Raw genomic sequence first — 25,944 nt, 5'->3', positions numbered from 1 at the left:
ATTCCGTGGAGCCGGACGATAGGCTGCTGCGCCAGTTCGTCGGCTACAACATGAAGCGGGCCTTCATTCCCGTCCAGGAGGACGTGAGCGAGACGCTCGCAACACTGGGCCTGCGGGTCGGCACGTTCTCGGCGCTTGCGGTTATCATGGCGAGCCCCGGCATCTCGCAGACCCAGCTTTCGCAGATCCTGAATATCAAGCGCTCCGGCGTCGTGCTTGTCGTGGACGAACTGGAGGGAATGGGCGCCGTTGAACGCACGCCGGTCGAATCGGACCGCCGCGCCTATGCGCTGCAGGTAACGGCGGAAGGACGGGAGCTGTGGCAACGGGCCGAATCCGCCGTGCAGGCGCACGAGGCGGCGCTTTTTGCCGAACTCGACCCGGAGGAACTGCGTGTCCTTCGGGGCTTGCTTGACCGCGCCGCCCGAGCGGCGCGGCGCCGACGGGGGGAAAGGCAATGATCGACACGATGACCGGGCTGCGGACTGTCCCGCATTCCGTTTCCATGCGGCAGCTCCCGGGGCATCTGCTCCTGACCTCGAACCTGCCGCTCGATCCGGTCGCGAGGCGCACCGCCGACTGGCTGCACCGCTGGGCCGAGGAGGCGCCCGACCGGGTGTTTCTTTCCGAGCGTGCGGGCGAGGGCTGGCGCGACATCACCTACGCCGGGGCGCTCGGGCATGTGCGGGCCATTGCCGCCGCGCTCATCGCGCGGGGTCTCGGGCAGGAGACGCCCGTCGCGATCCTCTCCGGCAACTCCGTCGATCACGCGTTACTTTCCTTCGCCGCGCAATATGCCGGCGTGCCGACGGTGCCGCTCGCCGAGCAGTATTCTCTGATCCCCGAAGCCCATGCGCGGCTCGCCTACCTTATGGACAAGGTCCGGCCAAGGCTCGCCTTCGTCGACGACGCGGGCCGCTATGCCGGCGCGCTGTCCCTGCCGCAGTTCGACGGCATCGAGATCGTCGCGACTACAACCGAGGGCGCCTCCCGGCCCGTCACTCCCTTCGCGGAACTGCTCGAAGGGGACGCGGCGGCCGATATCGACAGGCGCCTTGCCATGGTCGGTCCGGATACGGTCGCCAAGATACTCTTCACCTCCGGATCTTCGTCCGACCCGAAGGGGGTGCTGACCACCCAACGCATGCTGTGCGCCAACCAGTCGCAGCTGGCCTCGGTCCTGCCCTTTCTAAAGGACCGGCCGCCGCGTATCTGCGACTGGCTGCCCTGGAATCATGTCTTCGGCGGCTCGCATAACGTCAACATGATGTTGGCGCATGGCGGAACGCTGAGCATCGACAACGGCAAACCCACCAAGGCGCTGTTCGACGAGACCATACGCAACATCATTGCAAGACCCGGAACGCTCTCTTTCAACGTGCCGGTCGGCTTCTCGATGCTGGTGCGCGAAATGGAAACCAACGATGCCCTTCGGGAAGCCTATTTCCGCGACCTCGACATGATCTTCTATGCCGGCGCGTCGCTGCCGCAGGACGTCTGGACCAGCCTGGAGACCATGGCGATGGAGGTTCGAGGGCGCATCCCGCTCATGATCTCGAGCTGGGGCATGACCGAAACGGCGCCGGCGACCATTATGGTGCATGAGCCAATGGGGCGTTCGGGCCTCATCGGCGTGCCGCTGCCGGGAACCGAAGTCAAGCTGATCCCCGACAACGACATGCGCTGCGAGTTGCGCGTGAAAGGACCGAACATCATGCCGGGATATTTTGGCGACCCGGCCAAGAGCGCCGAGGCCTTCGACGAGGAGGGCTTTCTGCGGACAGGGGACGCGGTCCGGTTCGTCAGTAGCGACGATCCCAGGTGCGGCCTCACCTTCGATGGCCGCGTTTCGGAGGATTTCAAGCTCCAGACGGGTACCTGGGTCCAGGCCGGCAAGCTGCGGCTGGAAGCGCTGGAGGGCCTGCGGGGGCTGGTTCAGGACGTCGTGGTCTGCGGCCATGACCGCGATGCGATCGGACTCTTCATCTTTCCGCGCCCCGATCAGGTGTGTGGCGAGAACAGTTCGGATGGCGCCGTGATCGATGCGGCGCTGCAAGCCAGGATCGAGGAACGGCTGCGCGACATGGCCGGGGCGGCCACCGGGTCGGGCCGGCGCATCGGCCGCGCGATTATCCTGTCCGAGCCGCCTTCGCTCAAGGACGCGGAGATCACCGACAAGGGCTCGCTCAACGTGCGCAGGATCATCATGCGCAGGGCCGCGCTGCTCGAGCGTCTCTACGACAACGAAGATCCGGCGCTGATACGCGTCTGACGGAGGTTAGAATGGTGGATTTTGCCAAGGTCCGCGCGATCGACATCCATACCCACGCCGAAGAGCCCTGCGGCTGTCACGCGGACGATGGCTATGACGAACTGCAGTCAACGATGGCGAGCTATTTCGGCGCTCCATGGAGACACCCGCCGACCATTCCGAAGACGGCCGCGCATTACCGTGCGATGAACATCGCGGCGATAATCTTCCCCGTCGACGCCGAACGTGAGACGGGCTATCGCCGTTACTCCAACGACGAGGTACTCGAACTCGTCAAGCAGAACGACGACGTCCTGATCCCCTTCGCCTCGATCGATCCCTGGAAGGGCAAGATGGCCGTGCGCGAGGCGCGCCGGCTGATCGAGCAGCATGGCATCAAGGGATTCAAGTTCCACCCCACCATGCAGGGCTTCTATCCCAACGACCGGATGGCCTACCCGTTCTATGAGGTGCTGGCCGAACACGGATGCGTCGCGCTCTTTCACACCGGGCAGACGGGTGTGGGCTCCGGCATGCGCGGCGGCAACGGAATGCGCCTCAAATACTCCAATCCGATGCATCTCGACGACGTCGCGGTCGATTTCCCGGACATGAACATCATCGCGGCCCATCCGAGCTTTCCCTGGCAGGAAGAGGCGCTGGCCGTCGCGCAACACAAGCCGAACGTCTACATCGACCTGTCGGGATGGTCGCCGAAGTATTTCCCGCCGATCCTGGTGCGCTACGCCAACAGCCTCCTGAAGAAGAAGATGCTCTTCGGCTCCGACTGGCCGATGATTGCGCCCGAGAAATGGCTCGACGCCTTCGACAAGGCGGATTTCAAGGACGAGGTGCGCCCGCTGATTCTCAAGGAGAATGCGATGCGCCTTTTGGGTGTCGGCACGTGATTTCCTTCGCTGCGCCGGTCGAGGACATTCTGTTCTCGCTGCGCCGGGTGGCCGATGCTCCCTCTCTGCCGAATTGGGACGACGAATTGGCCGAAGGGATCGTCGGCCATTTCGCCGCCTTTGCCGAAGGCGTGATCGCGCCGCTCGACGGGCCTGGTGACCGGCAGGGCTGCCGCCTCGACAGTGGCCGTGTCCGCATGCCGGACGGCTTCGGCGGGGCTTTCGCGCAACTCGCGGAGATAGGCTGGCAGGGGCTGAGCGCGCCGGAATCCCTGGGCGGCATGGGGCAGGGCCCCCTCGTCGCCGCAATGGTGTCTGAAATTTTCTCCGGGGCCTGCCATTCCCTTCAGATGGTTTGCAATCTCGTTCCGGGCGCGATTTCCACGCTCCTGAAGTTTGGCACCGAGGCGCAACAGTCGGTCTGGATACCCCGTCTGGCAGCAGGCCACGCGCTGTCCACCATGTGCCTGACAGAGTCCGGCGCCGGGTCCGATCTCTCACGCATCCGCACGCGGGCGACGCGGCAGGGCGATGGCTGGCTCATCGACGGAGAAAAGATCTTCATCTCGGGCGGCGATCAGGACATGTCGGAGGACATCCTGCATCTCATTCTTGCCCGGACCGGCACGATCGACGACGGCGTGAAGGGCCTTTCACTCTTTCTCGCCAGCAAGTCACAGGCGGGCTCTTCGATCAAGGTCACACGCATCGAGGAGAAGCTCGGGCTCCACGCCTCGCCGACCTGCCAGATGGTCTTCGATGCCACTCCCGCCGAACTGATCGGCGCGGAGGGTGAGGGGCTGAAGGCCATGTTCACCGTGATGAACCACGCCAGGCTTGACGTCGCCTTGCAGGGGGTTGCCCACGCCGCACGGGCCTTCGCCATCGCCTCGGCCTATGCGGCCGAGCGGACGCAGGGGCACCGGGCCGACGGCAGCGACGCGGTGCTTGCCGATCACGCCGATGTGCGTCGGATGCTCGATGAGCAGCGCGCGCTGGCGCTCGGCGCCCGGGCAATGGTCCATGTGACGCTGGTGGAGCAGGCGCGTGGCGGAGCGGAGGCTCTCGCGGACTTTCTAACCCCGGTCTGTAAGGTCTTCTGCACGAATGCCGGCATCAGGGCGGCCGATCTCGGCATCCAGATCCTCGGCGGCTGCGGATATCTCACCGAGTACAGAGTGAGCCAGACATGGCGCGATGCCCGGATCACGTCGATCTACGAAGGCGCGAACGGCATCCACGCATTGGCGACCGCCACCAGGGGCTTGCATGCCCAGCAGGGCGCTGGGGCCGATGCTTTCGATGCGCTGATCGGCCGGCTGTCCGATCATCCTGAGATAACGGTCTTGCGCGAGACGTGGCGCGATGCGCGCGTGCTCGTTTCGGCGGCGGCCGATCCGGCGACGCCGGCGCATGATTTCACGGCCCTGACCGCCACGCTGTTCTACCGGGCCGTCTGGGCCCGATTCCGAGCCGTCAGCGACGATCCGGATATCGCTCGACTGTTCAATAGGGTTCTATCGGCGCCGTTAACCGTGGCCCTGCCGATGAAGATGGCCGACGGGGTATAAGCTCAACGAGGGAGCCCATTTTCAAGGATTTTGTTCGATCGGAGCATGATCTCCTGCTCGCCAGCAGGTCACGCGAAGCGGACGGCACTTTTGGCGCGTGCCTTTGCGGCTTCTTCCTCACGGTTGCGTGGCGGCTGGGACGTCTCCAGCGAGTCGAGGAGTTCGCGGGCGCATTGCGCGATTGAACTCACCGCGCGATCGAATGCCGCTTCGTTACGCTTCGCGGGCCTTGTCGTTCCGCTCAGTTTGCGCACGAACTGCAGCGCAGCATCGTGGATTTCCCGGTCGCTCGCCGGCGGTTCGAAATTGAAGAGGGTCCTTATGTTTCTGCACATGACTTGCTCCCGGTCATCCTCATCTGCCTCACCGTGCAGGGTCGAATCCGATGTCTGCTGCCGGAGGTACTCCGACTCTCATTAAGCATCGAAGGCACGGCAAAGCACTCGCAGCATTTGCGCCAAATGGCGCCAGCGGCTCCGCCGCTGGCGTGCGCCCTGTCGATTGCTAACACAGAGGCTCTCCAACAATAGTGCCGAAGGTCGGTTCATTCAAATCAAAGCCGAACCGCTGTCGGGCGTCGTTTCGTTGCCGGGCGGCCGGGCACAGGGTGCTGAACTGCAGCAGCCGGCAGCGGCGATTCGGAATTGACTTGCGGTGGCAGCAATCTCCGTAGCCAGAAGGACTGCCGTTATTCGGCGGCCTTCCGCCGGGGCAGAACCCAGTCGGGGCGTGGGTAGTGGCAGGTGTAGCCGTTGGGGTAGCGCTCCAGGTAATCTTGATGCTCCGGCTCCGCCTCCCAGAAATCTCCGGCGGGTTCGACTTCAGTCACGACCTTGCCTGGCCACAGGCCAGACGCCTCAATGTCTGCGATGGTCTCCTCGGCTATTCGCTTCTGCTCATCGTCGAGGTAATAAATCGCCGACCGATAGGAAGTGCCGATGTCGTTGCCCTGCCGGTTTTTGGTGGTCGGATCATGAATCTGGAAGAAGAGCTCCAGGATCCGCCTGTAGCTGATGGTCCCGGGATCGAAGACAAGTTCGATGCCCTCGGCATGGGTGCCGTGGTTGCGATAGGTCGCGTTCGGTACATCGCCGCCGGTGTAGCCCACGCGGGTTGAAACGACACCCGGGAGCTTGCGGATCAGGTCCTGCATCCCCCAGAAGCAGCCGCCGGCCAAAACAGCCTTCTCGTTCATTCAGATTTCCTCCACCTGGTCGATAAACGCGCCGTAGCCTTGGGCTTCCATTTCCTCGCGTGGAATGAAGCGCAGTGCAGCGGAATTGATGCAATAGCGGAGCCCGCCGCGATCACGGGGACCGTCGGGAAACACATGGCCAAGGTGACTGTCACCATGCGCGGAGCGCACCTCGGTGCGGATCATACCATAGGAATCATCCCGCAATTCGTTGATGTTTGCCGGTACGATCGGTTTGGTGAAACTCGGCCAGCCGCAGCCGGAATCGAACTTGTCGGCCGAAGCGAACAGCGGTTCGCCGGAAACGATGTCGACATAGATCCCCGGCCTTTTGTTGTTGTAATATTCCCCTGTGAAGGGGGCTTCGGTGCCGTTCTGCTGCGTCACCCGATACTGCTCGGGCGAAAGCTTCCTGACGGCTTCGTCACTCTTTGCATAGTTCATTGGCCCTGTCTCCGTTATGGATTTCTGCCTGAATATGGCGATTGCCGGCGAGGATTCCCAATGCCGAAGCGATGGGGGATGAGACTCCTCTTTTCTGCATTATCTGCCATCATCGATAGCAGAGGGTCTGCGGTTGGAGGGTTCCCTATGTCCCGCAGAGTGTCAGCCAGACGACGCCGCCAAAACACAACGGCGTTGCTATGGCGGTGCCCAGCCACACATGTGTAGCCACCTCGCGGCTGAAAGCATCCATATCGTTGCCGGAGCGTCGATGCATCTGGCGCCGCCTCGCCCGCCGGTGGAATAATATGATGACTGCAAATGAAACAAGAAAAAGCGCTATGAGAACTGCGCGAAGTGCCGGCCAAGTGCCGATCGTGGAAACCTCTGGTCCTGCCAGATGGCAGCCGGTCGCCTGAACTCCATAGAGCACCACAAACAGAACACTCCAGACGAGAAACCCCGCCATGATCGAGATGATGGGATTATTGATCATCGCGAAAGCTCGCTGGCGAGGATTGTCATGACGAATGGAAAGCCGGCAGCGGCGAGCCCGGTGACGGCGCTGAAATCGTGCCAGAGCCTCCCCAGGCGCAGATCCACATTGCGTCTCTGCGAGACGTAGCCGCTTCGAATCCGCCAGATACCGTAGCCGGAGATGACAATGCCGAGCCCGCTACGGAGGGCGGCGTAGGTCAGAACCACAAAGACGCTCGACACGAGTGCATGGCTGCGCGGATCCGGCAAGGCAGCCATGGCAAGCCATAGCAGGGTTGCCGCAGCGACCAGATGGGCGAAGCCCGTCAGCGCGAGCCAGCCGATGGCATGCGGGCTGCGGGCCGCCGCGGACCGACCCGCCCAAGCTGCCACCAGCAGTGCAATAGCCGCAATGGCCGGACCGGCCAACTCGACGTGAGGAATTTTCTGCGGCGGCCAGTTCGGTGCGGACACCCAAAGAAAAAGACACCCGAACAACAGTGAGATGTACGCAGTCGCGTCAGCGGCCAGTGCAAAGATCATCGCCCACCATGAGGGTGGACGTGCCGTCTCCATATGAGGCGGCAGCTTTCGGCCGCGACCGACCGGAAGACTTCCGACATCGGTCTTTTCGGCTGTATCCCCACTCCACAGTAGGAACAGAAGGATGATGGATGCGAAGGTGATCGGCGTCAGCCAGTAGAATTTGAAGAGCAGGGACAGGAAGAAACATCCTGTGGCGGCGGCTGTCCAGAGAGGGAGAAAGGTCTGGTTCGGCAAGCGCACGACATGTTCCGGGGTGCCGGAAAGCATTTCGACGGCCAGCAATTCCATGCGCGCGTGGCGAGGCACTCCGAGGTAGCCCTTGCCCGACGCCAGTTGAGAGCCCAGTTGGTCAGGATCGAGCAAGTCGGCGCGACGCTCGATCGAGGGGAGCGACGCGAAGTTGTAGGAGGGTGGCGGCGTCGCCATCGCCCACTCCAGCGTACCGGCTCTCCACGGGTTGCGACGATGTCGACGCCCAAAGCGGAAGAGCAAAATGAAATCGAGAGCGACGAGGGCGAAGCCCATTGTCATCACGAAGCTTCCCATGGACGAGATGAAGTTTAGCGTCTCCCAACCCGATTCAATCGGATACTCGAAGATGCGTCTTGGCATCCCACGCAGCCCTGTCAGGTGCATCATGAAGAACGTGACGTGGAAACCGATGAACAACATCCAAAACGCCGCCTGCGAAAGGTGCTGCACAGGCTGTCGGCCACTCAGGTGCGGTAGCCAATAATAGGCAGCGGCAAGCATCGGGAAAACGAAGCCGCCGACCAGCACATAGTGCAGGTGCGCTACCACGAAATGGGTGTCGTGGGCCTGCCAGTCGAATGGCACGATCGCCAGCATGACGCCGGTGAGTCCGCCGATGACGAAGGTGAACAGAAAGCCGAGGATGTGCAGCATTGGCACCGAGAATCGCGGCCGTCCCTGGCTGAGGGTGGCGAGCCAAGCAAAAATCTGAATCCCCGTGGGTACGGCGACGAGTGCGCTGGCGGCTGAAAAGAAGGACAAGGCAACATGCGGGATACCGACGGCGTACATATGATGAACCCATAGTCCGAAGGACAGAAAGGCCATCGCGACGAGAGCAGCAACAATGAGACGGTATCCGGCGAGCGGAGCGCCGGCAAAGACGGGCAGGATGGTTGAGATCGCTCCTGCGGCCGGAAGGAAGATGATGTAGACCTCGGGGTGCCCGAAGAGCCAGAACAGGTGTTGCCACAGGAGAGGGTCGCCGCCGCGGCTCGGATCGAAGAAGGGCAGATGAAATGCACGTTCCAATTCAAGCAACACCGAGCCTACGATCAGGGGCGGGAAGCCGACCAGCATCATCGTCGCGACGACGAGCATGTACCAGGCAAAGATTGGCATTTTGTCCAATGACATGCCCGCCGCCCTTAGCTTCAAGACAGTCACCATGATCTCGATTGCGGCTGCAAGAGCCGAAATCTCGACGAAGGTGATGGCCAGCAGCCAGACGTCGGCGTTGATGCCGGGGGAATAGCTGTTCGAAGACAGCGGAGGATACATGAACCAACCGCTGTTCGGCGCAACGCCGCCGATGAGGGCGGCAATCAGCATGCTGCCGCCGAAAAGATAGCACCAGTAACCATAGGCCGTCAGCCGCGGAAACGCGAGGTCGCGGGTGCCGAGAAGTTTCGGAAGAAGATAGATCGCGACACCCTCGAAGAACGGAATCGCAAATAGAAACATCATGATGGAGCCATGCATGGTGAAGATCTGTGCATACTGCTCCGCATCCATGAAGGCGCTTTCGGACGAGGCCAGCTGCGTGCGGATCAGCATCGCCAGGAGTCCCCCGATCGCGAAGAACGAAAGCGCCGTCAGCATGAACCTCTTGCCAATGATGTTGTGGTTGACCGCGGCCAGGCGAGCAAGGCCGGGCGGCGTACCCCAAACGCGCTCGAGGGCCTTATGGAGAGCAATCGGCGAGGGATGTTTCATGTCCTCTTCGATCATTGGCGCTCCTGATGGTCCACGGCAGCCGGATAGTCTTCCGGCGCATGGGCAAACACTTCGAAGCGCATTCCCGCATGACCGGTGCCACAATATTCCGAGCACTGGCCGCCGTAGCGGCCGGGCGTGTCGGCTCTCAGCCGAAGATAGGTCGTATGGCCGGGCACCGCATCGATCTTGCCGCCGAGGCGCGGAATCCACAGGCTGTGAATGACGTCTTCACTGGTCACTGCAATTTCTACCGTCCGCCCTGCGGGGATGTGCAATGTCCCGAGAGTGGGCGGCGCTCCAGGAAGGTCCGGGTATCCGAACTGCCAGTTCCACCGTGTCGCGAGCGCCTCGATGCGAACGATATCCGGCGACAAACTGCCTCCGCCCCTCAACAGATGCTCGCCTTGCCAGAAAGCATAGAGTGTCAGAACGAACAGGATCGGCAATGGCAGCGCAATACCGCCGCCAACGATCCAGGACTCCGCTGCGATCCTTCTGCCGAACCCGGGAACGAAAACGGCGGCCAGGAACAGACCGATCACCAGAGAAAAGAGGAGGAACGACGCCGTCAGCATTACCCACCACAATCGCGCGATGGAGTTGGCAGACGGACCGGCTGGTTCCAATGCCGAGAGATCCCCGGTGCAGCCGCCTGCAATGCCAATCGCCGCCATGATCGCCATTTTTGGGAACCACCGGCGGGAAAGCAGAATTGATCGTGATAGAGGAGTTTTGCGATGGACGAGACAGCTGATAGCGCCAACCCGGTCATAGCCGAGATCGCGGAGAAGGACGCGAGCTCCGCGATCGCCGTCGCAGGCCACCCGCTGCATGCGATGAGCGTTCATTTTCCGATCGCGCTGGTGTTCGTCACCCTGGCTATTGACGTATTGTTTTGGTGGTCGGCCGATCCATTTTGGCTCCGGGCGGGGCTTTGGTCCTCCGGCGGCGCCTTCTTCATGGGTGTTGGCGCCGGTGCTGTCGGAACGGTTGAGCTTCTTTCGGTCGCAGGAATCAGAGAGCGTGTAGCAAGCTGGGCCCATGCCATAGCCGCCATGATGTTGATCGCACTCACAGGGCTGAACTGGGGGCTGCGCGTGACCGGCAGCGCCGAAGTCCTGCCCCACGGTCTTCTTGTTTCCGCTCTCTCGGCGGGCGTGACCGGAATGGCAGGCTGGCATGGTGGCAAGCTCATCTTCCATCATGGCGTAGGGCTCATGGTATCGACCAAGGACTGACCGCGCGGACGAGCCGCCGCAGCCCGCCAGGCTCGAACACGGCTAGTACGGCTCCCGCGTCGATGGTTGGCTTTGCCAGGACCACAAACAGAATTGCCAAGACGACTGCGCTCGTGCCGACCGTCGTCAGCAGGAACCGCCAGATGGGATATGTCTCTCCCTCACGAAACAACCTGATGATGACAAGGCCGGTAAGGACGTGAAGGGCAGCCAGAACGGAAACAAAAAAGAGCTTCAGTGAAAACCAGCCTGCAAATGTTTGCTGGCCAAAAATCAACATCGTCCCGGTCGCAATGGCGACGAATGCAGCGGGAGAGATGAGGGCGACATAGGCGAAACGCACCATCATCTGAAGTCGGTAGAGCGCCTCGTTGTCCCTGACACGTGCCCGTTGAACATACAATACCGGTAAGCTGACGAGGCCACCCGCCCATAACGCGATTGTCGCTATATGGAGAAGTTTGATGGCAATGATCATCCGTCGCCTCAAAGCGGTCCGGTGCAAAGCGGCCATACGTGTTGAGGTGGTGTCGTATCCGAGGACATAGAGTGCGTGGCATGACTTACGAAGCAGACATAGGGCGACCGATTGGCATTTCCAGGGGCAGGGGACGGCGGCCACGGGAATGCAGCTTAGACCGCCAGCACCACAAGATGGCCGACGCTCGTCAGCGGTGCGTTCGGCTGGAGCTTTCCGCATGCCCTTTTCATCTTCATGCCAAGCTTTGTTGGCTTTTCCACCATTGTCACGGCCTCGACAATGCGGACATGCGCCCCAATGTGAAGGGGTCAATCGGTCTCTTCCTCCCTCCCTTTCTCGATCGCTTCATCGGCCGCTTCGACATCGGACGGCTCCGGGCGCGGCTGCTCCTGCTCGGCCTCGGCGGCAGGACGATGACAGAGTGCGACGAAGAAGGGGAAGTGGTCCGATCCTATGTTTCCAGCAACGGCCAGGTGGAGCAGCTGGAACGAATCTTCGAAAAACACATGATCCAGAGGCCAGCGCAGAAATGGCCAGTTCGCGTTGAAGGTCGCGTAAGGGCCGCGCCCGATGCGCGGATCGAGCAAGCCGCTGATCTCCTGAAAGAGGCTGTTTGTGCGCGACCAGGCGACGTCGTTCAGGTCGCCCGCGACGATGGCCGGCGCCGTTTCCATCCTGACTTCCCGTCCGACGATCATGAGTTCCGCGTCCCGTCGTGCGGTGTCCTGAAGCGGAGGTGGCTTTGGATGGAGGCCGTAAAGATCGATCCTCGCGCCGGAGGGGAGCAGCAGCCCTGTTTTTATCGAAGGCACGTAGTCATCGATCAGGAACCGAACTTCCGGTCCGATCAATTCGAAACGGGAGAAGAGATGCATGCCATATCCGTTTTCCTGCGGATACGCGACCCCATACGGATAGCTTTCCTTCAACGGCGCTAGCTGGGTGTCCCACCAGGCATCGGTTTCGACAAGGACGAGGATGTCCGGTCTAAGCCTGTCCAGGAGGGAAAGGAGCGGTTCCGCGTTCCGATTCGACTTCAGGACATTCGCCACGAGGAGACGGATGCGCGAACGCTGATCACAGTTCTCTGCCGCCTTCGCCTCCGTAGCGACAATCGGCGTGTAAGGCAGGATTGCAAATATCTGCCAGCCAAGGGCTACCGTCAGCGCGACGGCAAAGGCTGCCGTTCGGCGTCGCCGGATGGGCAGCGAGAAGGGAACGGCGCCCAACATCACCGCCAGAAGGACGGCGACCTGTATGCGCGGGAAATCCCAGATCCGGATCCACCACTCGTCGCTCGGGATGAAGGGAACGACCGTTGCGGCCACGCCCAGCGACCCCAAGCCGATTACTGCCCAGCGTGCCATCACAAAATCGCCTCCTCCGTCGGAACCTCGTGCCGCATTTGCGGTTGGACACCAGAACGATCAGAAAGGAGAAAACCATGAATTGGGATCAGATCAAAGGAAAGTGGAGGCAGTATAAGGGCAAGGCGAAGGAGCAGTGGGGCGACCTCACCGACGATGACCTTGACCAGGCGGAGGGGAACCGCGATCAGCTCGCGGGGCGGATTCAGGAGAGATACGGCATCGCGAAAGAAGAAGCCGAACGCCAGGTGGACGACTGGTCCAGGCGGATGAGTTGATCCGCACGTTCTCCGTTGGGCCCATATTCATGGGCCCTCATCTGCGGACCGCAGAGCGGAACTACCCTTCCAATCGCGAGACGAACGGCCGCGTCCGGTGGTTGGGCGGCGGTGGTCTGTGGCGGTTGTCACATCGGGATACAAGACGGACTCGAGCTCATGCCGCGCAGGGTCGCGGGCCTGCCTGCGAAAGATCCACCTTGATGCTGATCAGACGGGGCCGATCACAGTCCACTAAGTCGGGCTCTGGCATGTCGGTCTGTTTCACGGTCGTACGTCGACTGGCCTTCCCGGCGAACTAAGGAGCGGCAAGGCCCTACATGTCCCGATCGGGTATACTGTGACGTGCCTGATTACGGGTTTCTCTGAGACAATGGAGAAGCTACCGCGCAAGCGTCGAGCGTGGCAGGAGGAGGCCGTGAAAGCGGTCAAGGCTATGAACGAGCTTCAGCAACTTCAGCGGCAGACGTTTGACTACTTTCTCAACGAAGTGAACCCCGCCAACGGCCTGGTTCTCGACAAGACGGCTACCAACTGGCCGTCCAGCATCGCCGCGACAGGTCTCGCGCTCGCCTGCTACCCCGTCGCCGTCAAGCGGGGCATGATGAGCCGCGCAGCCGCCGTCACGCGGACGTTGGCAACACTCCGGTTCTTCTTGGGAAGTTCTCAGGGACCACAGCCCGATGCGACGGGGCACAAAGGCTTCTACTATCATTTCCTCGATATGGCGACCGGGCGTCGCGCCTGGCAGTGCGAGCTGTCGACGATCGACAGCGTCCTGCTCTTGGCTGGGGCCTTGTCGGCTGCGATGTATTTCGACGCGGCGGACGCTCGCGAGCAGGAGATAACCGAGATCGCCGATGCGCTCTACCGCCGAGTGGATTGGCAGTGGGCGCTGAATGGCGCAGAAACGGTAACGCACGGGTGGACACCGGAGACTGGCTTTCTCAAGTACCATTGGGAGGGCTATAGCGAGGCGCTGCTTCTTTATATCTTGGGGCTGGGGTCGCCGACCCACCCGCTCCCGCAATCGAGCTACTCCGCCTGGACCTCCACTTATCGGTGGGAGAGTTGCTACGGTTATGAGTACCTCTACGCGGGGCCGTTGTTCACGCACCAATTATCCCACGTCTGGATCGACTTTCGCGCGATTCAGGACGTTTACATGCGCGGAAGGGGTATCGACTATTTCGAGAACAGCCGCCGGGCAACTCAGGTTCAGCGTGCCTATGCGATCGAGAATCCGTGCAAGTTCGACGGATACCGGGAATGCTGCTGGGGTGTCACCGCCAGCGAGGGCCCCGGTCCCGCGACGCTCAAGTTGAAGGGCGTCAAGCGCGAGTTCTACGACTATGTCGGCCGAGGCGTTCCCTTCGGACCGGACGATGGCACGCTTGCACCTTGGTCGGTTGTCGCCTCCTTGCCGTTCGCGCCTGAAATCGTCCTGCAGGCGATCGACTACTGCGTGCATCAGGCCAAGCTGACGATGTTCAACAGGTACGGCTTCAAGGCGGCCTTCAACCCGACCCATCCGGGCGAACAAGGCAACCCCTATGGCTGGTGGGTGTCGCCCTGGCACTTTGGACTCAATCAGGGGCCGATCGTGCTTATGATCGAGAACCATTGGAGCGGTCTGTTGTGGCGTTTGATGCGAAACTGCCCTTATGTGGTGACGGGATTGCGGCGCGCCGGATTCGACGGGGGCTGGCTGAATGAGCTGCCCTGATCGGTCCTGTGAAAGAGTTCTGCGGTACCAATTTTTCAAGAGGCCGCCTTCTGTTCCTGGCGAGGTTCGCCTCAGAGAGGGGTTCAGACGGGAAGACCATGAAAGTCGCAGTGTTCAGCAGCAAGTCTTACGACCGCGAATTCCTCTGTGCAGCGAATAGCAGCGTCGGACACGAGCTACGGTTTCTCGAAGTTCGGCTTTCCCCCGAAACGGCGGCCTTGGCCATGGGTGCCGAGGCGATCTGCGCCTTCGTCAATGACGACATCGGCGAGCCTGTCCTTCAGGAGCTCGCGAAACTTGGTGTGCAGCTTGTCGCGCTCCGCTGCGCTGGTTTTAATAATGTCGACCTCGAAGCCGCCTGTAATCTTGGCATTAGAGTCGCGCGTGTCCCTGCATATTCGCCCTATGCCGTCGCAGAACATACGACGGCCCTGATCCTCGCCCTGAACCGCAAGATCCACCGGGCCTACAATCGGGTCCGCGAAGGCAACTTTGCCCTCGAGGGATTGTTGGGGTTTGACCTTCGCGGCAAGACGGTCGGCATCGTCGGCACCGGAAAGATCGGCGAGGCATTCGCGCGAATCATGGCAGGATTCGGCTCCAAGCTGCTTGCGAACGACCTCAAGCCGAATCCGGTCTGCGAGGCTCTGGGGGTAACCTATGTTTCGCGCGAGGAGCTCTTCAGGCGATCCGATATTGTCAGCCTGCACTGCCCCCTCACGCCCGAAACCCATTACATGATCAGGAGCGAAACGCTGCCGCAGCTGAAGCGCGGCGCGATGTTGATCAACACGAGCCGCGGCGCCGTGGTGGAAACCCCCGCTGTCATCCAGGGGTTGAAGGACGGGACGATCGGCAGCCTAGGGCTCGACGTGTACGAAGAGGAAGGCGATTTGTTCTACGAAAACCTGTCCGACCGCTTCATTCCGGACGACGTTTTCGCGCGCCTGCTAACGTTCCCCAATGTCCTTATCACCGGTCATCAGGCCTTTTTCACAAAGGAGGCCCTTACCAACATTGCGGAGACGACTATTGCTAATTTCAGCGCATTCGTCGATTGCGGCTGCGCAACTCACGAAGTTTCCGTCGAGAAGATCGCCGGGCCGGGCCGGTGACGGTAGCCGAACGGAGGAGGCGGCGACGGACGGCCGCATTTCACCATATGCCAGTGCCGCCGCAGCAGCGACAACAACAATGCCGGAGGCGGCGTCGACATTGTGGAAAAAAATTTCGCGCAGGGCCTCTTGTCCCTGCCATCGTTTGGAAACTCCATATTGCCTCAAGTCAGATCAACGGAGACTTCCAAATGCATCATCTCAACATACCCGACATGACCTGCGGGCACTGCAGCACGGCGGTGGAGAAGGCGGTAAAAGCGGTCGATCCTAGTAGCAGGCTTACCGTGAATCTCGAGGCGAAGACAGCGTCCATCGACTCTGAGGTCGGCTCTGACGCGTTCATTGTAGCGATTAGAGAAGCTGGCTATCAGGCTTCTTTGGAGACTTCCTGAATTCCTGCTGCAGCGACATCGCATGACACCGGAACACGCGCAAACACGCGCCGGCCCGACGGCGCGTGTGACCGGCTGGCACATTGTGGTGCTCAGCGCCGATAGCCGCGTAATTCGTTGTAGCGCTTGACCTGACCTGGGCTCAAAATCCGCACGATCTGCAGATGGGCAGCGAGATGGATGAAACGAAGCCCTACGCGACTCGCTTCAATCTGCCGAAGTCGGGCGCGAAGGCCGTGCTCGTCAATCGATCTCTCCTGAAAGCCGCTCTCCAGGGCCAATTCGGCGGCGATCAGCCTTCTCCCCTCAGCGATGGCGTCGCCTCGCATTTTATCGAAAATGCGTTGCGCGGCGGCCATCTGTTCCGCCGTCAGGGCCAGTTCACGCTCCATCGTCAGAACATGCGAGGGTCCCGGCACGCCATTCAACTCGGCCGCCTTCGCAAGTCCCCACCCCCCGCCTCGCCCAAGCTCGTGGAGGTCCGCCTCCGACAGGCTCTTGATCTTGCGGAACTCCTGTCCGAGGTAGTGCGACGCATGGACGTGTACTTCCTCCGCCGCTGCGGCAAAAGGCAGAACTGCGGCCAGGAGCGCGAGTAATATGAATTTCATGATAATCACCGGTTGGTTGCTGGTAGACATGAGCTTGCCAACCGACAATCGCCGTGAACATGATAGCCATCATGTCGGATGAGATTGTCGCCCACCTCCGCCCCCGGGCCATAGCGCTCAAGACCCTTGAACGGAAGGAGCATCTCTTTCACCGAGATGATCCGGTCGTGGCGATGTTCCTGGTGACCGAGGGCTGCGTCAAACTCATGCGTTACCAGGAGAACGGGAGCCCCGCCGTATTGCAGCGATCGACGCCGGGCACGATCGTAGCCGAGGCCTCTTTGTTCTCAGGGCACTATCACTGCGATGCGATCGCCGTAACGGCAACGCAGGCATTCGCGGTTCCGGTCGGGGAAGTTCGTCGGCTCCTGAATGAGGACCGTGCTTTTGCGCTGGCGTGGACGATGCACCTTACACGCGAGTTGCAGAATACAAGAAAGCGCGCAGAGATCGTTTCGCTGCGCACAGTGAGCGCCCGGCTAGACGCCTGGCTGACCTGGAATGATGGCAGGCTTCCGACCAAGGGTGACTGGAAAGCACTGGCGGATGAAATTGCCGTGTCGCCCGAGGCGCTGTATCGCGAATTCTCGAGACGCCGGCATTCATAGGATGCGCATGAGTGGACCGGATTTGCGGACTCATTCATAGCATAATCGGCCGGAGACGGGCCGCAAACAGGTCCGGCAGGATGACGCTGAAACATCTCGCCAGCCACTGTCACGGCGACGACCGGCCGGACTGCCCGATTATCGACGAGATTGCCAACGCGATCGCCGACAGCATGGCACGGATCAAGGGACCATTCGGCGTGTCCGCTGTTTGAGATGGAGGTGGTCCGTCGGCCGTTTGATCAAGGTCAAGGCACAGCTTGTAACCGCCGCGCAATGTGCTTCAATAGAGCACAAAGGCCGAGCGAAACATGATCGCCGCCAGCCAGACCGTCCGGAAAGGCGCAAGAGAATTGCTGGCTGTTTTGGTCGCAATCATGTTTTCTGTTCATGCTGATCGCTGAGGCAGCCCTCGTAATGCGGGCCACACATCGTTAGCAGCGAACCCGAGGTCGCAGAGTCCCTCCCGGTTCTGGGACTGCGAGAAGGCTCTGATCATCGCAGCGGCATGGTCCTTGTTCCGGTGGGGGCTGGGGTGGGCAAGCTTGCATCCCGCGGAGTGGCAGCCGGTCCGGTCGTTGGCATTCATCTCGAACAGCGATTGGTGGCCGCCGCATCGCTTTCCCCGCGTCAGTTGACCGGCGTTTCGAACTGACCCTGAAAGGCGGCATGAACGGCTACGAGAGGCGGATCGACGGCGTCGATAGCCTCGGATTGCGAGAAAGCGTCGAGGTCGTCATGCGCACGGGCATCACTTCCAGATCTCCGGCATTGATTGAAGGGCTTTTCCGGGTGCATTGCGCGATACGGTCCTCGTGCCGCCAAGGGGAAGCGTGACGGTCGCCTTCGACGGCAACAATCGCGGGCGCTAAGTTTGTTGCAGGCGGGTTCAAACATGGAGACATTCTTCAATGGACGAGCACGAGCATCGCCACCGACCCGAAGATCACCAGCAGGGCCACCATCATCGCCATGCGAGGCCCACTCGCGGCGAAGATGGGACTGCGCAGCAGCAGGGCGTGGTTTACACCTGCCCGATGCACCCGCAGGTGCGACAGATCGGTCCCGGAAACTGCCCGATCTGCGGCATGGCGCTCGAACCGGAGATCATATCCGCCGAAAATGGTCCCAATCCGGAACTCGTCGATATGCGACGGCGGTTCTGGATCGGGCTGGTTCTGACGCTTCCTGTGCTGGCACTGGAGATGGGCGGCCATCTCACCAACCTCCACATGCTACTAGGCCCCCAAATGTCGAACTGGCTGCAACTTGTCTTCGCGACTCCGGTCGTCCTCTGGGCGGGCGCTCCCTTCTTCGAAAGGGCGTGGCAGTCGATCCTCACCCGGCATCTGAACATGTTTACCCTTATCGCGATGGGCACCGGAGTCGCCTGGGTCTACAGCGTGGTGGCAACTGTGGCCCCGGGCCTGTTTCCGGCAACGTTCCGATCCAATGGGGGGGCCGTTGCGATCTACTTCGAAGCGGCGGCCGTCATCACAGTGCTGGTGCTGCTCGGTCAGGTCCTCGAACTGCAGGCGCGTGAGCAGACCGGAGGCGCGATCCGCGCCCTCCTGGATCTGGCACCGAAGACCGCCCGCAGGATCGGCGCCGATGGCGCCGAGGAGGACGTGCCGCTCGAAGATGTTGCCGTCGGCGACCAGCTGCGTGTCCGTCCGGGCGAGAAGGTCCCGGTCGACGGTACCCTCATCGAAGGCCGCAGCTCGGTCGATGAATCGATGGTCACCGGGGAGTCAATGCCGGTCACCAAGGAGGTTGGCGCGAAATTGATCGGGGGCACGATGAACCGGACCGGCGGCTTCGTCATGGAAGCGGGAAAGGTCGGCCGCGACACCATGCTATCGCAGATCGTCCGCATGGTCGCCGAGGCCCAGCGCTCTCGCGCCCCGATCCAGCGCCTCGCCGACGAAGTGTCTGCCTGGTTCGTGCCCGCTGTCATCCTGATCGCCATCATTGCCTTCGTGGCTTGGATGACGTTCGGCCCAGAACCCCGCTTTACGCACGGACTCGTCGCCGCAGTCGCGGTGCTCATCATCGCCTGCCCCTGTGCGCTGGGCCTCGCGACTCCGATGTCGATCATGGTCGGCGTCGGCAAAGGTGCAAGCGTAGGCGTGCTGATCAAGAACGCAGAAGCGCTGGAACGCTTCGAGAAAGTTGACACGCTGGTGGTCGACAAGACGGGAACCCTGACCGAAGGCAAGCCGAAGGTCACCTCGATCGTCGCAGTGAATGATGTTTCAGACGACGAACTCCTGCGGCTGGCCGGCACGCTGGAACGGTCGAGCGAGCATCCTCTCGCGGCGGCCATCGTCGAGGCGGCCAGTGAACGCGGAGTGGCGCTCTCCACGGCAGAGAACTTCGACAGCCCCGTCGGCAAGGGTGTGACCGGCACCGTTGAGGGCCGCAGCCTCATCATCGGCAGTCACCGGATCATGTCCGAGGAACAGGTGGACGTCTCGGCACTCTCGAAAGAGGCGGAAGGACTGCGGAGTGAAGGCGCGACAGTCATCTTCGCCGCCATCGACGGTCGCCTGGCTGGACTATTCGCAATATCCGATCCGATCAAGGCGACGACACCCGCTGCAGTGGAAGCTTTGGTGAAGGACGGCGTGCGGGTGGTAATGCTCACCGGAGATAACCAGACCACCGCCAATGCCGTCGCCCGGAAGCTCGGTATCACGGAGGTCGCGGCAGAGGTCTTGCCGGAGCACAAGAGTGAGATCGTCGCGCGCCTGCGCAGAGACGGAAGGATCGTCGCCATGGCGGGCGACGGCGTCAACGACGCCCCAGCGCTTGCTGCCGCCGACGTCGGGATTGCCATGGGAACGGGGACAGACGTGGCAATCGAGAGCGCTGGCGTGACGCTGCTCAAGGGCGACCTGCAGGGCATCGCGCGGGCGCGGCAGCTCAGTCACGCGACGATGCGAAACATCCGGCAAAACCTGTTCTTCGCCTTCATCTACAACGCCGCCGGCGTCCCGGTTGCGGCTGGCGTGCTTTATCCCGCCCTCGGACTTTTGCTGTCGCCGATCATCGCGGCAGCCGCCATGGCGCTCTCGTCAGTCAGCGTGATCGGCAATGCTCTCAGGTTGCGGAGTGCTCGGATATGACCTGGGATCGCAGATGGACATTGTTCGCCGCCTCGCTCGCGGTGATTGCCACATTCTTCGTACTCCGAGAGCATTGGCAGCATGCATTGGGGCTCGCACCCTATTTGTTGCTGCTTGCGTGCCCATTAATGCATTTCTTCCATGGCCATGGCGGACATCGCGATCACCGGATGGACGATCTCACATGACCTACGCCTTGCGTCATGCGAGTTCGACTCGATTCCGTGCCGACCGCGTTGCGAGCGTCGCTGCGGCGAGACCGAGAGAGGCTCGGAGTGGAAGGGCGGAACGGTGGCCGCGCCGAATGCGACCAGGAAAAGGCCGATGCTCGCGGTCATACCCATCATCGAGCCTCAGCGGAATGACAGGAATGGCGGACAGCGCCGCGTTCTGCGTCTGGTTCTTTTCTCGCTTGACCTCGCCACCGTTGGAACCCTTACACCTTTAGGCAGCGTCGGACTGGTCAGGCCGGTTTGCGACGGTGCCATATAACAGACGCGAATCGCATTTAGGTTAGAAGCTGATAATTGACAACTTCGGAACCGATGGTAGTCCTCGGGGCATGGGTATGTATCGAATCACATTGCAAAAGATGCTGATTCTATTTCGCTTGGTGATCGTCCTGTCACTGGCGGGGTACTCATTGCCGACCGCCTCCGCCGCGATGCACGGAGTCTGGGCGAACCCCGACGTCATTCAGTCCGATGACCACCACGAAATGGCGACAGCCGAGCATGCGCAAGGCGGTCACCATTCCTCCCCGGACGACTCTCAGAAGCTGGTGAAGACCGATTGCTGCAAAGGGTTCTGTGTCAGCATGGCCATCGTCGCAGTCGTGGACACTGTCGGCGGCCCACGTGTGGCTTCCATCCGCAAGTTCGCCGATGACGCTCGGGCTAAGGGCGAACTCCCGCCGCTCCACCGCCCCCCGAATATCTGAGTAGGACATACCCGTCCTTGCGGGTCTAATCCGTGCCTTCGTGAGCGTGGTTGCTCGCAAGCGCCGCTGCAATTCCTATTCGGATATACCATGAGACCTTTGTTTATCGTGGCTGCCCTCCCGCTGTTTGCCAGCGGATGTGCCGCCACATTACCTCCCGACGTCATTGCTTCGGGCGATCTCGCCGCCTCCGAGGCCGAAGTCCGCCCCCTCAGATATACAAGTCCGGTCTCGGACTACACCCATCGCGTCCCGGTCGATCCCAGGCCATGGCGAAACCGGAATGACGCGCAGGTCCGAGAAGGAGACGCGTCATGAGAGGCAAACTGAAACTGGTCACGATGATCACGCTTCCGCTGTTGCTCGGCGCCTGTGTGTCCGCGTCCGAATATGCCGCGACGAATGCCGGCTTCTCCTCGGTCACGGGCAAGACCGCCGAGGTGACGGGCAAGCAAACCGTCTGGGTCCAGAACCGGCAACAGGCGCAGGTCGTCTCCGATCGCGTCAAGACGCTGATGGCGAAGAAGAGCATGGACGTCGAAACCGCCGTGCAGGTGGCGCTCCTCAACAACAAAGGGCTGCAGGCGGCCTATGCAGATCTCGGCGATTCCGCTGCTAACGCCTGGCAGTCGACGATGCTCGTCAACCCGACGGTTTCAGTGGGGCTGACGGGAATCGGCACGCCGGGCCTCGAAGCGTTCAAAACGGTCGAGGGGATGATCGCCTCGAACATCCTTGCGCTGGCCACGCGGGAACGGAACATCGCCATCGCCGACACCCGTTTCCGACAAGCGCAGTTGAACGCGGCGCTGCGAACCCTGCAGCTCGCCGCCGACACCCGCCGCGCCTGGATCAATGCCGTCGCTGCATGGGAAACGGTCGGCCAGCTCAATCAGGCACAGGCGGCAGCCGATGCCGCCTCCGAGCTTGCCCAAAAGCTCGGCGACACCGGCGCGATGACCAAGGGAGCACAGGCTCGCGAGCACGTCTTCTACGCTGAGCTGGCGGGACAGAAGGCGAAGGCGCGGCTGACGGCAAGGCTCGCGAAGGAGGAGCTGACGCGGCTGATGGGGCTCTGGGGTTCGGACGTCGACTACCAAGTGCCGAACCGCCTGCCGTCCCTGCCGAAGGGGTTGATGAAACGCGACCTGATCGAGGCGGAAGCGCTGCGACGGCGCGTGGACCTCCAGATAGCGAAGCTCGACCTTGAAGCGACGGCCAAGTCCTACAAGCTGACAGAGGCGACGCGCTACGTCACCGACCTCGAAATCCTGACCGGCTTCGAGACCGAACGCGAAAAGGAGGACGGCAATGTCGAGGCGGAGACGACTGGACAGGCTGAACTGGAGTTCGTCATCCCGATCTTCGACAGCGGCAAAGCACGCATGCGCAAGGCTGAGCTCGCCTATATGCGCGCGGCGAACCTACTGGCGGAAAAAGCTGTCAACGTCCGCTCTGAGGCACGCTCCGCCTATCAGGCTTACCGCGCCAACTACGATATCGCCCGGCACTACCGCAACAGCGTCGTACCATTGCGCACCAAGATCGAGGAGGAATCCCTCCTCACCTACAACGCGATGATCACCAACACCTTCGAATTGCTCGCCGACAGCCGCGACAAGGTCAATTCGATCCTGCTCGCGGTCAACGCCAAGCGTGACTTCTGGCTGGCCGAAGCGAACCTCGCCCCCGCCATATACGGTGGCGGTGCGGGTACGGTTGCCGGAGAAACTGAAGTCGCAGCAGCCGCCGATAGCGGTGGTGGCGGTCATTGAGAAAGGAACGGGCCATGTTCAACAGAAGACAATTGCTCGGCGCGAGCGCCGCACTGGTATCGACCGCCGCCTGGGCGAAAACCTCCAACATGGGCCTGCCGGAAGCGGCCGTCATGGAGACTGCCGAAACGCAGCCGCCGGTCAAGCCAACATCCGGTCCCGACTATAATCCCGTTGTCACGCTCAACGGCTGGACGCTCCCCTACCGCATGAACAACGGCGTGAAGGAATTCCACCTCGTCGCCGAGCCGGTCGAGCGCGAGATGGCGGAAGGCATGACTGCCTATCTCTGGGGCTATAACGGCCAGTCGCCGGGCCCGACGATCGAGGCAGTCGAAGGCGACCGGGTGCGCATCTTCGTCACCAACAAGCTGCCCGAGCATACGACGATCCACTGGCACGGCATGATCCTGCCGTCAGGCATGGACGGGGTCGGCGGTTTGTCGCAGCCGCACATACCGGTTGGCAAGACCTTCGTCTACGAGTTCGACCTCGTGAAATCCGGCACGTTCATGTACCACCCGCATTCCGACGAAATGGTGCAGATGGCTATGGGGATGATGGGCTTCTTCGTCGTCCATCCCAAGGACCCGAAGTTCATGCCGGTCGACCGCGACTTCGTCTTCCTGCTCAACGCCTATGACATCGATCCGGGCTCCTACGTTCCGAAGGTCATGGAGATGACGGACTTCAACATGTGGTGCTGGAACAGCCGCATATTTCCCGACATCAGCCCGCTCGTCGTCTCGAAGAACGACCGGGTGCGCGTCCGGGTCGGCAACCTCACCATGACCAACCACCCGATCCACATGCACGGCTACGACTTCGAGGTCACCTGCACCGATGGCGGTTGGGTCCGCCCGGAGGCGCGCTGGCCGGAGGTCAGCATCGACATCCCGGTCGGGGCGATGCGGGCCTATGAGTTCGACGCAAAATACGAGGGCGATTGGGCGATCCATTGCCACAAGTCGCATCACACGATGAACGCCATGGGCCATGACATCCCGACCTTCATCGGCGTCGACAAGGAGAAGGTCGCCGAGAAGATCAAGAAGCTCCAGCCGGAATACATGCCGATGGGCACCAAAGGCATGGCCGACATGGGCGAGATGGAAATGGAGATCCCCGAGAACACCGTGCCGATGATGACCGGCTGGGGTCCGCACGGACCCATCGAGATGGGCGGCATGTTCTCGGTCGTCAAGGTGCGAGAAGGCATCTCGGCCGGCGATTACGCCGACCCCGGCTGGTACGAAAACCCGCCCGGAACCCAGGCGTGGGAGTGGACAGGCGAGCTTCCCGACTGGACCAAGGCCCAGGACGCAAAGACCCAGATCACCCCGAAGCATGCAAACCACGGCTGATCCCGCATGCCTATGTCAATCAACATAAGGACCACACAATGAAGGCTCAATTCTTCGGACTTCTCATCGCCGCGCTCGCCACTCCGGCATTTGCTGGCGGCAATCACGCAGGCGGCCACGGCGAGCCGATGGCCGTCGGCGAGCCGGGCAAAAAAGCCAACGCCACCCAGACGATCCGCGTCACCATGAAGGAAACTGAGGACGGCGAGATGATCTTCACGCCGTCGACCTTCAAGGTTCGCAAGGGCCAGACCATCGCCTTCGCGATCAAGAACGCGGGCGAACTCGAGCACGAGTTCGTGCTCGATCAGGAAGACAAGATCGTCGAGCACAAGGCACTGATGGAGAAGTTCCCGGAGATGGAGCACGACGACCCGAACGCGATCCGCCTCGCGGCAGGTGAATCCGGCGAAATCATATGGAAGTTCACCAATGACGGCACGTTCAAGATCGCCTGCCTGGTGCCGGGTCACTACGACGCCGGCATGCACGGCGACGTCACGGTCGCCGGAAAGTGATGATCGAAAGGAACCTGACATGAAAACGCTGATCAAACTAACCCTCGCCTCCACTCTGGCCATCGGCACCGCCTATGGCTCGTTCGCGGCTGAGTTTACCAAGGGCACGGTCAAGAAGCTCGACGCCAAGGCCAAGAAGGTCACGCTGATCCACGAGGAACTGAAGTCGCTCGACATGCCCGCGATGACCATGGTGTTCCGCGTCCAGGACGACGCCATCCTGGAGAAGCTGAAGGAAGGCGCGAACATCGAGTTCGTCGCTGAGCGCGTCAACGGCAAGCTGACCGTCACGCAGGTCAAGTAATCCCTGCAACAGGACGCGGCCCTCGTGAGCTGCGTCCTCCTCCGCTCACACGTTCGTCAGGTGACCGCTGCAGCAGGCGTTGTAATCAGCACTATGATACGGGGGGCTTGCAGACGGCTTTCCAGAGATCATCCTTCCAGTCGGGCGTGCCAGCCTCCGATGTGGGTATCGCGTAATCGACACCCCTCACGGCGACAGCCGCCGGCGGACTGCACCGGACCGACGCCTTGTGTTTGCCGCGATCGCTGTACGCAACGTCTCCGTCGGCGCTCGTTTGTGAGAGCGAAATGAACACATCGAAGTCGTATTCCACGCTTGCCGCGGCTTCGTTTCCGACAAGGCTCACGCTGACGACGGTGAGGTCGGGAAAGTGCGCCCTGTGAAAGACCACGGGCTCGTTGGCGGCTGCAGAGGTTAACAGCAATGTTTCGATCGCGAGGACTGAAACGACAGTACGCATTCACCCCTCCCTTTGGTGCATGCGACTTCGACACCATAGCACAGCGGCCTCGATAATTCTCCCCGAAACGCATGGGCCCATACCGAGTTGCTAGCAGGATTCGTGTGGGGCACGATTGTGAGCCGACGTCCCGCTGTGGATCCGAGTCCTGCCAATGCGCCAACGAGCCAGGCAACCGCTTTGGTCGGATTTGCCTTCCCCTGCACTCTTCACCGCTCGCATGATCTGGCTCAACGTGATCGAGCGCAACATCGGCTATTCTCAGGTGTCGCG

General features: G+C 61.5%; 29 protein-coding genes. 19 read left to right on the top strand and 10 right to left on the bottom strand.

Features of this window, described 5'->3' with window-relative positions:
* Nucleotides 1-5: 5 nt before the first annotated feature.
* Genes SJ05684_RS26840 through SJ05684_RS26825 form a run of 4 tightly spaced genes read left to right on the top strand, consistent with a single transcriptional unit; the run spans nucleotide 6 to nucleotide 4,730 of the window.
* On the top strand, nucleotides 6-461 hold the full coding sequence (locus SJ05684_RS26840; protein WP_050980028.1) for a MarR family winged helix-turn-helix transcriptional regulator: 456 nt from the start codon (nucleotides 6-8) through the stop codon (nucleotides 459-461).
* Entirely contained in the window at nucleotides 458-2,272 is a 1,815-nt protein-coding gene (locus tag SJ05684_RS26835; RefSeq protein WP_034855311.1) for a feruloyl-CoA synthase, read from the top strand. Before SJ05684_RS26840 ends, SJ05684_RS26835 begins: the two co-directional genes overlap by 4 nt.
* Before the next feature lie 11 nt (nucleotides 2,273-2,283).
* The gene (locus SJ05684_RS26830; protein ID WP_034855310.1) at nucleotides 2,284-3,159 is read left to right on the top strand and encodes an amidohydrolase family protein; all 876 of its coding nucleotides are present in this window, start codon (nucleotides 2,284-2,286) and stop codon (nucleotides 3,157-3,159) included.
* Nucleotides 3,156-4,730 carry an acyl-CoA dehydrogenase family protein gene (locus SJ05684_RS26825; protein ID WP_034855309.1) on the top strand — a complete coding sequence of 525 codons (1,575 nt, stop codon included), beginning with the start codon at nucleotides 3,156-3,158 and terminating at the stop codon, nucleotides 4,728-4,730. The genes SJ05684_RS26830 and SJ05684_RS26825 overlap by 4 nt, the downstream gene beginning before the upstream one ends.
* Nucleotides 4,731-4,798: 68 nt before the next feature.
* On the opposite strand, the gene SJ05684_RS26820 is transcribed toward SJ05684_RS26825, so the two are convergent.
* From SJ05684_RS26820 to coxB, 6 genes are all read right to left on the bottom strand, one after another.
* Entirely contained in the window at nucleotides 4,799-5,065 is a 267-nt protein-coding gene (locus SJ05684_RS26820; protein ID WP_034855308.1) for a DUF2277 domain-containing protein, read from the bottom strand.
* A 353-nt stretch (nucleotides 5,066-5,418) separates the two neighbouring features.
* On the bottom strand, nucleotides 5,419-5,925 hold the full coding sequence (gene msrA / locus SJ05684_RS26815) for a peptide-methionine (S)-S-oxide reductase MsrA (protein WP_034855307.1): 507 nt from the start codon (nucleotides 5,923-5,925) through the stop codon (nucleotides 5,419-5,421).
* Complete coding sequence (gene msrB / locus SJ05684_RS26810; RefSeq protein WP_034855306.1) at nucleotides 5,926-6,369, bottom strand: peptide-methionine (R)-S-oxide reductase MsrB; 444 nt, start codon at nucleotides 6,367-6,369, stop codon at nucleotides 5,926-5,928.
* Between the two features lie 145 nt (nucleotides 6,370-6,514).
* Nucleotides 6,515-6,865 carry a hypothetical protein gene (locus SJ05684_RS26805; RefSeq protein ID WP_034855305.1) on the bottom strand — a complete coding sequence of 117 codons (351 nt, stop codon included), beginning with the start codon at nucleotides 6,863-6,865 and terminating at the stop codon, nucleotides 6,515-6,517.
* The gene (ctaD, locus tag SJ05684_RS26800; RefSeq protein WP_034855304.1) at nucleotides 6,862-9,375 is read right to left on the bottom strand and encodes a cytochrome c oxidase subunit I; all 2,514 of its coding nucleotides are present in this window, start codon (nucleotides 9,373-9,375) and stop codon (nucleotides 6,862-6,864) included. The genes SJ05684_RS26805 and ctaD overlap by 4 nt, the downstream gene beginning before the upstream one ends.
* Nucleotides 9,372-10,046: a cytochrome c oxidase subunit II gene (gene coxB, locus SJ05684_RS26795; RefSeq protein WP_034855303.1), complete on the bottom strand. Its 675-nt coding sequence runs from the start codon at nucleotides 10,044-10,046 to the stop codon at nucleotides 9,372-9,374. Before coxB ends, ctaD begins: the two co-directional genes overlap by 4 nt.
* 54 nt (nucleotides 10,047-10,100) lie before the next feature.
* Here coxB and SJ05684_RS26790 point away from each other — a divergent pair, with 54 nt between their 5' ends.
* Nucleotides 10,101-10,601, top strand: coding sequence for a DUF2231 domain-containing protein (locus tag SJ05684_RS26790; RefSeq protein WP_034855299.1), 501 nt, complete (start codon nucleotides 10,101-10,103; stop codon nucleotides 10,599-10,601).
* On the opposite strand, the gene SJ05684_RS26785 is transcribed toward SJ05684_RS26790, so the two are convergent.
* Both SJ05684_RS26785 and SJ05684_RS26780 read right to left on the bottom strand, forming a co-directional pair.
* Entirely contained in the window at nucleotides 10,579-11,079 is a 501-nt protein-coding gene (locus SJ05684_RS26785; RefSeq protein WP_034855297.1) for a CopD family protein, read from the bottom strand. The genes SJ05684_RS26790 and SJ05684_RS26785 overlap by 23 nt on opposite strands.
* A 311-nt stretch (nucleotides 11,080-11,390) precedes the next feature.
* Nucleotides 11,391-12,449 (bottom strand): endonuclease/exonuclease/phosphatase family protein, encoded by a 1,059-nt coding sequence (locus tag SJ05684_RS26780; protein WP_034855295.1) that lies wholly within the window; start codon nucleotides 12,447-12,449, stop codon nucleotides 11,391-11,393.
* Nucleotides 12,450-12,526: 77 nt separating this feature from the next.
* Between SJ05684_RS26780 and SJ05684_RS26775 the strand changes: the two genes are divergently transcribed.
* The 4 genes from SJ05684_RS26775 to SJ05684_RS26760 all read left to right on the top strand — a co-directional run bounded on the left by SJ05684_RS26775 (nucleotide 12,527) and on the right by SJ05684_RS26760 (nucleotide 15,963).
* Nucleotides 12,527-12,727 carry a CsbD family protein gene (locus SJ05684_RS26775; RefSeq protein WP_034855248.1) on the top strand — a complete coding sequence of 67 codons (201 nt, stop codon included), beginning with the start codon at nucleotides 12,527-12,529 and terminating at the stop codon, nucleotides 12,725-12,727.
* Nucleotides 12,728-13,163: 436 nt separating this feature from the next.
* A complete protein-coding gene (locus SJ05684_RS26770; protein ID WP_034855320.1) occupies nucleotides 13,164-14,453 on the top strand; it encodes a glucoamylase family protein in 1,290 nt (429 codons plus the stop codon).
* A gap of 98 nt (nucleotides 14,454-14,551) precedes the next feature.
* Entirely contained in the window at nucleotides 14,552-15,568 is a 1,017-nt protein-coding gene (locus tag SJ05684_RS26765) for a 2-hydroxyacid dehydrogenase (RefSeq protein ID WP_034855293.1), read from the top strand.
* A gap of 191 nt (nucleotides 15,569-15,759) precedes the next feature.
* Nucleotides 15,760-15,963, top strand: a complete 204-nt coding sequence (locus tag SJ05684_RS26760; protein ID WP_374188709.1) for a heavy-metal-associated domain-containing protein — start codon at nucleotides 15,760-15,762, stop codon at nucleotides 15,961-15,963.
* 92 nt (nucleotides 15,964-16,055) lie between these two features.
* On the opposite strand, the gene SJ05684_RS26755 is transcribed toward SJ05684_RS26760, so the two are convergent.
* Nucleotides 16,056-16,574, bottom strand: a complete 519-nt coding sequence (locus SJ05684_RS26755; RefSeq protein WP_034855319.1) for a hypothetical protein — start codon at nucleotides 16,572-16,574, stop codon at nucleotides 16,056-16,058.
* Between the two features lie 71 nt (nucleotides 16,575-16,645).
* On the opposite strand from SJ05684_RS26755, the gene SJ05684_RS26750 reads away from it, so the two are divergent.
* The 10 genes from SJ05684_RS26750 to SJ05684_RS26705 all read left to right on the top strand — a co-directional run bounded on the left by SJ05684_RS26750 (nucleotide 16,646) and on the right by SJ05684_RS26705 (nucleotide 25,211).
* Nucleotides 16,646-17,182: a Crp/Fnr family transcriptional regulator gene (locus tag SJ05684_RS26750; RefSeq protein WP_244426643.1), complete on the top strand. Its 537-nt coding sequence runs from the start codon at nucleotides 16,646-16,648 to the stop codon at nucleotides 17,180-17,182.
* 80 nt (nucleotides 17,183-17,262) lie between these two features.
* Nucleotides 17,263-17,397 (top strand): hypothetical protein, encoded by a 135-nt coding sequence (locus tag SJ05684_RS26745; RefSeq protein ID WP_374188708.1) that lies wholly within the window; start codon nucleotides 17,263-17,265, stop codon nucleotides 17,395-17,397.
* A gap of 696 nt (nucleotides 17,398-18,093) precedes the next feature.
* The gene (locus SJ05684_RS26740; RefSeq protein ID WP_085939080.1) at nucleotides 18,094-20,310 is read left to right on the top strand and encodes a copper-transporting P-type ATPase; all 2,217 of its coding nucleotides are present in this window, start codon (nucleotides 18,094-18,096) and stop codon (nucleotides 20,308-20,310) included.
* On the top strand, nucleotides 20,307-20,498 hold the full coding sequence (locus SJ05684_RS26735; RefSeq protein WP_083846157.1) for a DUF2933 domain-containing protein: 192 nt from the start codon (nucleotides 20,307-20,309) through the stop codon (nucleotides 20,496-20,498). The genes SJ05684_RS26740 and SJ05684_RS26735 overlap by 4 nt, the downstream gene beginning before the upstream one ends.
* Nucleotides 20,499-20,872: 374 nt before the next feature.
* Complete coding sequence (locus SJ05684_RS26730) at nucleotides 20,873-21,250, top strand: hypothetical protein (protein ID WP_034855287.1); 378 nt, start codon at nucleotides 20,873-20,875, stop codon at nucleotides 21,248-21,250.
* A gap of 90 nt (nucleotides 21,251-21,340) precedes the next feature.
* Complete coding sequence (locus SJ05684_RS30720) at nucleotides 21,341-21,568, top strand: hypothetical protein (protein WP_083846156.1); 228 nt, start codon at nucleotides 21,341-21,343, stop codon at nucleotides 21,566-21,568.
* Nucleotides 21,565-23,025, top strand: coding sequence for a TolC family protein (locus SJ05684_RS26720; protein ID WP_095694393.1), 1,461 nt, complete (start codon nucleotides 21,565-21,567; stop codon nucleotides 23,023-23,025). The genes SJ05684_RS30720 and SJ05684_RS26720 overlap by 4 nt, the downstream gene beginning before the upstream one ends.
* 14 nt (nucleotides 23,026-23,039) lie before the next feature.
* Nucleotides 23,040-24,389, top strand: coding sequence for a multicopper oxidase family protein (locus SJ05684_RS26715; RefSeq protein ID WP_034855254.1), 1,350 nt, complete (start codon nucleotides 23,040-23,042; stop codon nucleotides 24,387-24,389).
* A gap of 38 nt (nucleotides 24,390-24,427) precedes the next feature.
* Entirely contained in the window at nucleotides 24,428-24,907 is a 480-nt protein-coding gene (locus SJ05684_RS26710; protein ID WP_034855253.1) for a cupredoxin domain-containing protein, read from the top strand.
* A gap of 19 nt (nucleotides 24,908-24,926) precedes the next feature.
* Complete coding sequence (locus tag SJ05684_RS26705; protein ID WP_034855252.1) at nucleotides 24,927-25,211, top strand: copper-binding protein; 285 nt, start codon at nucleotides 24,927-24,929, stop codon at nucleotides 25,209-25,211.
* Between the two features lie 91 nt (nucleotides 25,212-25,302).
* Here SJ05684_RS26705 and SJ05684_RS26700 read toward each other — a convergent pair whose 3' ends face one another.
* Entirely contained in the window at nucleotides 25,303-25,671 is a 369-nt protein-coding gene (locus SJ05684_RS26700) for a hypothetical protein (RefSeq protein ID WP_034855251.1), read from the bottom strand.
* Nucleotides 25,672-25,944 lie beyond the last annotated feature (273 nt).

It is taken from the genome of Sinorhizobium sojae CCBAU 05684, from assembly GCF_002288525.1.
Lineage (GTDB): Bacteria > Pseudomonadota > Alphaproteobacteria > Rhizobiales > Rhizobiaceae > Sinorhizobium > Sinorhizobium sojae.
This window is presented reverse-complemented; position numbering and strand designations above follow the sequence as displayed.